The 7,530-nt window shown below is 72.0% G+C and carries 8 protein-coding genes; 3 read left to right on the plus strand and 5 right to left on the minus strand.

What is annotated here, in order from left to right:
* Positions 1-9 precede the first annotated feature (9 nt).
* Both C1J01_RS23190 and C1J01_RS23195 read right to left on the minus strand, forming a co-directional pair.
* Positions 10-231 carry a hypothetical protein gene (locus C1J01_RS23190; RefSeq protein WP_111181078.1) on the minus strand — a complete coding sequence of 74 codons (222 nt, stop codon included), beginning with the start codon at positions 229-231 and terminating at the stop codon, positions 10-12.
* A gap of 65 nt (positions 232-296) precedes the next feature.
* Positions 297-1,202, minus strand: a complete 906-nt coding sequence (locus C1J01_RS23195; RefSeq protein ID WP_146615697.1) for a hypothetical protein — start codon at positions 1,200-1,202, stop codon at positions 297-299.
* 255 nt (positions 1,203-1,457) lie between these two features.
* Between C1J01_RS23195 and C1J01_RS23200 the strand changes: the two genes are divergently transcribed.
* Positions 1,458-3,164: an exo-alpha-sialidase gene (locus tag C1J01_RS23200; RefSeq protein ID WP_111181080.1), complete on the plus strand. Its 1,707-nt coding sequence runs from the start codon at positions 1,458-1,460 to the stop codon at positions 3,162-3,164.
* Between the two features lie 179 nt (positions 3,165-3,343).
* Here the strand turns inward: C1J01_RS23200 and C1J01_RS23205 are convergent, their stop codons facing one another.
* On the minus strand, positions 3,344-4,282 hold the full coding sequence (locus C1J01_RS23205) for a DUF2382 domain-containing protein (protein WP_146615698.1): 939 nt from the start codon (positions 4,280-4,282) through the stop codon (positions 3,344-3,346).
* A gap of 154 nt (positions 4,283-4,436) precedes the next feature.
* Entirely contained in the window at positions 4,437-4,712 is a 276-nt protein-coding gene (locus C1J01_RS23210; protein WP_111181082.1) for a hypothetical protein, read from the minus strand.
* 113 nt (positions 4,713-4,825) lie between these two features.
* Between C1J01_RS23210 and C1J01_RS23215 the strand changes: the two genes are divergently transcribed.
* Positions 4,826-5,800: an acetylxylan esterase gene (locus C1J01_RS23215; protein ID WP_111181087.1), complete on the plus strand. Its 975-nt coding sequence runs from the start codon at positions 4,826-4,828 to the stop codon at positions 5,798-5,800.
* A gap of 58 nt (positions 5,801-5,858) precedes the next feature.
* Here the strand turns inward: C1J01_RS23215 and C1J01_RS23220 are convergent, their stop codons facing one another.
* Positions 5,859-6,146 (minus strand): Fe-S cluster assembly protein HesB, encoded by a 288-nt coding sequence (locus C1J01_RS23220; protein ID WP_111181083.1) that lies wholly within the window; start codon positions 6,144-6,146, stop codon positions 5,859-5,861.
* Positions 6,147-6,270: 124 nt separating this feature from the next.
* Between C1J01_RS23220 and fxlM the strand changes: the two genes are divergently transcribed.
* Positions 6,271-7,410: a methyltransferase, FxLD system gene (gene fxlM / locus C1J01_RS23225; RefSeq protein WP_111181084.1), complete on the plus strand. Its 1,140-nt coding sequence runs from the start codon at positions 6,271-6,273 to the stop codon at positions 7,408-7,410.
* The last annotated feature ends 120 nt before the right edge of the window (positions 7,411-7,530 follow it).

Consider the following 7,530-nt stretch of genomic DNA (forward strand, 5'->3'; position numbering starts at 1 on the left):
GGGCACACGTCAGGCGGTGTGCTGCAGAAGGTCGTCGATCGAGCCGATGGCCTGGTTGGACAACTCGCGGATGCCCAGCAGCCGCTGCTCGGCGAACGGGTCGGACGCGTCGTGCGCCGCGAGGTCGTGCCGCGCGGGAAGCTCGTGCAGCACGTACGGGTGCCGCCGGGGGTGTTCGGTGTCTCGGTGCTCGCGCCCGGGACGGGCGGGCAGGTGCGGGGGGGTTCGCATGACGGGGCTCTCCTACCGGATGGTGGGGTTTTCCGGGGTACCGCTCGCCGTTGAGCGGCCGTGGGTCAGCGCGCGCCCTCTCCGAGGCCGGCGTGCCCGGCCCGGGGAGCGACGGTCGCGGGGATCACCCGCGGCCCGCCGTGGTTGATGACGCTCGCGGCGATGCGGCGCTCCGCCAGCCCCATGTGGGGACGGCCGGCACCGGTGGAGCCCGGCCGTGCGGCGGCCGAGCTGCGGATGAGGGAGCTGGCGTGCACCCAGTGGCGCGATTCCGCCAGCACCTCGCGCTGGGCGCGGCGCAGGTCGGAGTGCCGCGCGTAGTGTTCGCAGACGGCGCCGGCGAGCACCCGCGCCATGACGAGGTGCTCTTCGCAGGCGGCCGCGACCTTCGCCTCCAGGCCGATGACCTGGGCGAGGAGCAGCTGCAGGTGCGCCAGGCCCGAGCTGCGCTCGAACCCGTCGAGCTCGGCCAGCCGCGCGGGCCAGCGCAGCCGCCGCTCGATCGAGGCGCAGACGTCGGCGACGACCTGGCCGATGGACAGCGCGGCCAGGTCCTCGGGGCCGCGGCCGTCGAGCTGCACGGCGCGCTGCGCGGTCGGGTCGAAGTCGGCGAGCCGGCGCAGCCCGCTCTGCAGCAGGCGCACCCGGTTGTGCAGGCAGGCGGCGCTCCAGCCCAGCACCAGCAGGCGGTCGGCGTCGGCCTCGCAGTGCCAGCCGACCAGCGCCACTTCGCGGGCCATGCGGTGGTGGAGCACCCATGACTCGGGCCCCCCTACCGGCGCCGGGGTGTCGATCCACACCTGCAGGCCGCCCGGGGGCAGCTCGGCGACGCCGACGTCGGTGCCGGGCGGCGCGACTCTGGCGCAGATGCGGTGGACGACCCGCTGCTGTGCGGCGGTCTCCGGCGCCATGGGCACCGGGGCCGGCAGCACCCGCTCGGGGGCCACTTGCGCCCTTGGCTCGATGCTCATCTGGGCCACCTCCAGACCCGCGGGTCCTGTCGCTGTTCGTAAATTGACACTTAATAGTGCCCGTCCTGATCGTCGTCAGACGCGGCAGATCTGTCAACTGTCACTTAACGAATCCAGTATGGATCGCGTGGCCCGGCCCGGCCCGGGGTAGTGAACCGGCGACTTCACCCGCGTGAATCCCGTGTTACGGCGCGTAGGTGATCTAGAGTTCCGAACGGCGTTGACGGTGGCGTACGACAGTCGAGGAGCGAGCCCGTGCGGGTGGCCGGAGCCGTGGTCACGGCCATGTCGATGGTCGCGGGACCTTTCACGCCGCCGGATCCCGCGCCGGCCGGGGCTCCGTACTGCGTGCTCGCCGAGGACTTCACGCCGGCCGCGGCAGACGGGTCTTACCTCATCGACACTGCTTCCTCACTCGAGTGGATCCATCCCCACCCCGCGCCCGCCGGGCGGGAGCCGACGGCCTCCGAGCGGCTCGACTTCGCCGGGTTCCCCAACGTCTCGGTCCTCGACGTGGCCGGCCCGGGCGGCAGGCCCGCCCAGAAGGTGATCACCACCTACGCCACCAACGTCGACCAGGTCGTCACCCTCACCAACGCGGCGGCGGTCTCCGGCGACGGCGGCGTCACCTTCGGCCCGCCGGGCGCGACGCCGCTGCGCGAGTCGCCGATCGAGCTGCACGACGGCCGGTTCTTCGCCACCGAGTACTATCCGGCCCGCACCGGCCCGCACACCGCGCGGCTGGGCGTGCTGACCTCCTCCGCGCTGCAGGACGGCGAGAGCTGGCTGCGCTCGGAGGCCACCCTGCACACCCCCGGCGACCTGCTGCCCGGCGGGGCCGCGTACGGCGCACCGATCCAGCTCGCCGACGGCGCGATCCTCGTCACCCTCTACGCCCGCTACACCGACACCGGCACGTACCAGGCCGAGGTGTACGCCAGCGAGGACGGCGGCGCCACTTTCCACCGGCGCGGGGTGATCGCCCGGCCCAGCGACGGGTTCTGGTTCACGGAGGCGAGCGTCGAGCAGGCGCTGGACGGCAGCCTGCTCGCGGTGCTGCGGCGCGACGGCGGCCGGTATTCGACGCTGCACCAGAGCCGCTCGCGCGACGGCGGGCGCACCTGGTCGCCGGTGCGCGAGGTGCGCTTCGCCGGCATGGACTGCGTGGTGCGCGGCGTCGCGCCGCGGCTGCTGCTGACGCCGGGCGGCCTGCTCGTGCTGAGCGCGGGGCGGCCCGACAACTGGCTGGCCGTCTCCCCCGACGGGCTCGGCGAGGAGTGGACGGAGCCGCGGGTGACGTACCACAACCGCGACGGGATCTGGGACACGCACGGCTCGTCCGGCTACACCGGCCTGGCCGCGGTCGGCCCGCACCGGCTGATCCAGGTGGTCGACAACTGCAAGCTGCCGGGGGTCGGCGCCGACGGGACGCTCAACGAGACGGCCTGCCCGGCGCACGGCAGGTTCGAGCACGGCGGCTGGTACGCGATCAAGCGCCTGCTGTTCACCGTCGCCACGCCCGGCCACCGGATCGACCTCGCCGCGCTGCGCCGCAGCGGCGACCTGCGGATCTCGACGACGATGCGCTGGTCGAGCCCGTACCGCGCGCGCACGAACCCGGCGGGCGCGATCGACGGCAGCACCGCCTACTGGTCGAGCGCCGTGGCCGCCGGGCGCGGGCGTTACGAGCTGCACTTCAGGCGGCCGTACCGGCTGAGCCGCATCGGGCTGAGCCTGCGTCCCGGGCATCCGGCGGGGGCCCGGGTGTACGTCTCCGCCGACGGGCGCTCCTGGGGCGAGCCGGTCGTCACGATCCACGAAAGGACCGACCACGCGATGCGCTACGACGCCATCGGGCGCACCGCCCGGCACGTCAGAATCGTCACCGAGCCGACGCGCGACTGCGACCCGGAAATCGGCGCGTCGTGCAGCATGCTGAACGAGGTCGAGTTGTATTCCTGAGATTTCGCGGCCGGCGCCTGGAAAAGGCATATGCGGCCCGCGCGCGTCGGCGAATGTCATTCAACGTCTCATTCGCGTCGCGCGTGCAGAGTGTAAATCGTTCGGACGGGAATCGCATGCGTCCGCGGAGGTCCTCCCCGGCACCCCCGCGCGACGCGTTCGCGCTCCCGGCGCGAGCCTCACCGTCTCGGCGGAGGCTCCTTGCCGCGGCCGAACAACTTCTTGTCGCCTCTGGTCTCGGCTCTGGTCTCGCCCTCCTCGTCGATCTCCAGCCGCTCCTTGCGGACCTGGCCCTCGACGGTCTCCTCGTGCCGGATCTCCTGCTTGCGGACGTGCACGCGCTCGACCGGCCGGGTCTCCTTGCCGACGACCGGGCGCTCCTCGTGCAGGATGAGCTGGCGGTCCTCCTCGCCGATCTCGTACGTCCCGGTGACCTCGCCCTCGCGGATCGGCTCGCGCTCGATCACGATCTCCTCGTGGGAGAGCGGGACTCTTTCCTGAACGCTCTCGGTCTCGACGTACTTGTGCAGCCGCACGCGGCCCTTCTCGCGGCTCTCCTTGCCGATGTGGAGCTGCTCCTCCGACCGGATCATCTCGATGTCGCGGTCCTCGGCGAAGCCCTGGCGCGTCTCGCCGGCCACACCCTTGCCGGTGGGCTCGTACGGCCTCTCCCCCGGCTTCTCGGTGAGCCGCCCGGCGGTCGTTCCCGCGGTCGTCCCGGCGGTCGTCCCGGCGGCGCCGGTCGTCCCGGTGGTCTCCGCCGTGGCGCCAGGGGCGCCCTGTTCGCCGACGCGCTGGCGCGGGATGGTCGACGGCTGCATGCCGTAGTAGCGGTAGAGATCGGCCTCCTCGTCGAGGTTCAGGCGGTCGTCCACGTCGATGTTGGGCGCCCCCTTGATCATCTCTTTGTCGTAGGGGACTCGGATCTCCCCACCCGAGCGTCGAGCGCTGGCCAGAGGCACGAAGGTCTGCTTCATCCCGAAGAACCCCGTGCGTACGGTCACCCATTCCGGCTCGCCCGTTCGGTCGTTGAGATAGACCTGTCCCACCTTGCCGATCGGTTGTCCGTCCGACCCCACCACATGGCAGTCGAGCAGGTTACGGATCTCTGTTTGCATGGCCACGACGATCCCCCTGAATGTGTTCGTCCTGGTTCAAAAGGGACGAATACCCCAGATCGCTATACCGGCACACAGAAGCAGGGCAGTTTTGCGTCAACTGCCCTGCCTACAACAAAAGAGCGTTTTGCGGTATTACATGCGGAAAACGGGGTCAGGGAAGTGCACTGCCCAGGCGGAGGCGGACGCGGTCGCCATGGCGGACGACCTCGCGGACGGTCCAGACCCGTTCGCCGATCACCGTGCCATTGGCGGTCATGTAGCCGCCCACCCTCAGCAGCGGACGGCCCGCGTGGTCCCGCAGCACCTGGGCGCGCGCCTCGGACTCGTCGCCGAAGACCACGAGGAAGTCGGCGGTGTCCGCGGGGGCGTCCAGGAGGAGACCGGGGTGGAGGTGGGAGTAGGGGACTTCGACCAGGAGTTCGCTCACGGTGGGTCGTCTACCCAGCAGGCCCGGCATCACCGGGGAAAGTGGGGCGAGATAGCGCTTTCCATCCCGATGATGTGAAATATCAGCATCGTTTCTACAGGTTGGAGACCCCCGTGCCCCTGTTCGACCTGCCGTTGGAGGAACTCCGCGGCTACCGCCCCGAGCGCGACGAGCCCGCCGACTTCGACGCGTTCTGGTCCGCGACCCTGGCCGAGGCCCGGGAGTTCGACCTGGCGGCCGAGTACGTGCCGTACGACCTGCCCTTCGCCAGTGTGGACGTGTTCGACGTGTCGTTCGCCGGATGGGGCGGTCACCGGATCAACGGCTGGTTCCTGCTGCCGCGCGGCGCGCAGGACCCGGTGCCGTGCGTGATGCACTACATCGGTTACGGCGGCGGGCGCGGTTTCCCGAAGGACCACCTGATGTGGCCGGCCGCGGGGTACGCGGTGTTCGTGATGGAGACGCGCGGCCACGGCGGTGCCAGTGTCGGCAGCCCCGGGGCCACCGGAGACCCGCACGGCAGCTCGGGCCCGCAGGCGCCCGGCATGATGACCCGCGGCATCCTCGACCCGGCCGACTACTACTACCGGCGGGTCTTCACCGACGCGGTGCGGGCGGTCGACGCGGCGGCGGCGCATCCGGCGGTGGACGCCTCCCGCGTGGTGGTGTCGGGCGGCAGCCAGGGCGGCGCCATCTCACAGGCGACGGCCGCGCTGCACCCGGGCGTGCGGGCGGCGCTCATCGACGTGCCGTTCCTGTCGCACTTCCGGCGGGCCGTCGAGATCACCGGGCGCGACCCGTACCAGGAGCTGGTCCGGTTCCTGGCCTCCCGGCGTGACAGCGCCGAGCAGGTCTTCCGCACGTTGTCGTACTTCGACGGGCTGAACTTCGCCGCCCGCGGGCGCGTGCCCGCGCTCTACTCGGTGGCGCTGATGGACGACATCTGCCCGCCGTCGACGGTGTTCGCCGCGTACAACCACTGGCAGGGTCCCAAGGAGATCACCGTGTGGCCCTGGAACAACCACGAGGGCGGCGGCGGGTACCAGGCGGAGGAGCAGTTGCGCTACCTGCGCAAGCTGCTCGGCTGAGAGTCGGGCGAGGGTCGCCGTCGTGCCGGAGCGGCGACCCCGGCACGACGGCGCCTCATCACGCGTTCTTCTCGGTCACCAGGAACGACACGCTGCCCTGCGCGTCGGCTCCGGCGTCCAGAGACTTGTCCTCCAGAACGGTCGCGGCCACGGGGTCCAGGTAGACCCGCGCGCCTTCGGCCTCGACCACTGCGTCCGCCGGCTCCGGGGCGGTCGCGAGGGTCAGGGTGAGCGAGTTGGCGCCCTCCCCCTGAGACGAGATGCGAATCCCGCTCTGGGAAGGCTCGGGCGCCGTCGCGGTCAGGTCACGGATCGCCTGAGCGGCGTTAGCTGTCAGGGTGAGCACTACGGCTCCTCCTCGCGTTCGAGTACATGAGTTGCCTGCCATGCCCGCCCGTCCTCCCCTCAATCCTTCTTGACCGTTTCTTTACCGACCCTTCACGGAAGAATCCGGCGTGGACAATGGAGTCATGGACCTCACGGCGCGGCGGCGGGCCATGGTGGCCGCGCTGCGCGAACGCCACGCCGTCAGCGAGCCCGTGGCCGAGGCCATGCTCGCCGTGCCGCGTCACCTCTTCGTGCCGGGTGTCGATCCCGAGCACGCCTACCGTGACCAGCCCATCGTCACCAAGCGCGACGCCGCCGGCCTGCCGGTCAGCTCGTCCTCGCAGCCGCTGATCATGGCCGTCATGCTCGACCAGCTCGGCGTCGAGCCGGGCCACCGGGTGCTGGAGATCGGCGCCGGCACCGGCTACAACGCGGCGCTGCTGGCCCACCTCACCGGGCCCGGCGGCCACGTGGTGAGCCTCGACATCGACGCCGACACCGTGGAGCAGGCCAGGCGGCATCTCTCGGCCGCCGGGTGCGCCCAGGTGGAGGTGGTCTGCGCCGACGGGGCCGGGGGCCACCCGGCCGGGGCGCCGTACGACCGGCTGATCGCCACGGTCGGGGTGTGGGACCTGGAGCCGGCGTGGCTGGACCAGCTCCGCCCCGAGGGGCGGCTGGTGGTGCCGCTCGACCTGCGCGGCGTGCAGGTGTCGGCGGCCATGGAGCGGGCGGACGACCACTGGGTCAGCCGGTCGGTGACGCCGTGCGGGTTCATGCGGATGCGCGGGGCGGCGGCCGGGCCCGAGGTGGTCAAGATGGTGCGCGAGGAGCCGTACCTGTCGCTGGTGCTGCCCACGGAGCGCGAGATCGGTGACGTGGCGGCGGCGATCGACGCCGAGCCGCGCGTGATCGTCGTCCGCGAGGAGGAGCACGGCTCGGTGTACGACCTGCACGTGGGGGTGTCGCTGTGGCTGGCGGTGCACGAGCCGCGCTGGTGCACCGTGGCCGGCAAGCTCGGGCGCGGGTACGGCGGCACGGCCGGGATCGTCGAGGGCGACGCCGTCGCGCTGCTCGCCCTGGAGGACGGCGCCCTGCTCGCCCGCGGCCACGGCCCCGGCGGCGACCGGCTGGCGGCCGACCTGGCCGCGCACGTCCGGGCGTGGGACGCGGCCGGCCGCCCGGGCGTGGGCGACCTGCGCGTCGAGGCCCACCGGGGCCTGGTGCGGGGAAGGCCGGTGGTGATCGAGAAGCGCCACACGACCCTGGTCCTGAGCTTCGGCTGACGGCCCCCCGCCAGGGCTTCAGCGCACCGTGAGGGTGCCGGAGGTGGCGGGGGTGAAGGTGATCTCGTCGTGGAAGGCGTACGCGCCGGGCGGGGCGGTGAAGGTGACGCGGCGGGAGGT

The organism is Nonomuraea aridisoli, from assembly GCF_003236395.1.
GTDB classification, from domain to species: Bacteria; Actinomycetota; Actinomycetes; order Streptosporangiales; family Streptosporangiaceae; genus Nonomuraea; species Nonomuraea aridisoli.

What these genes read in the sequence shown, in the direction of transcription:
- C1J01_RS23190 (WP_111181078.1), bottom strand. Translation starts at nt 231, where the DNA reads ATGCGAACCCCCCCGCACCTGCCCGCCCGTCCCGGGCGCGAGCACCGA.
- C1J01_RS23195 (WP_146615697.1), bottom strand. Translation starts at nt 1,202, where the DNA reads ATGAGCATCGAGCCAAGGGCGCAAGTGGCCCCCGAGCGGGTGCTGCCG.
- C1J01_RS23205 (WP_146615698.1), bottom strand. Translation starts at nt 4,282, where the DNA reads ATGCAAACAGAGATCCGTAACCTGCTCGACTGCCATGTGGTGGGGTCG.
- fxlM (WP_111181084.1), top strand. Translation starts at nt 6,271, where the DNA reads ATGGACCTCACGGCGCGGCGGCGGGCCATGGTGGCCGCGCTGCGCGAA.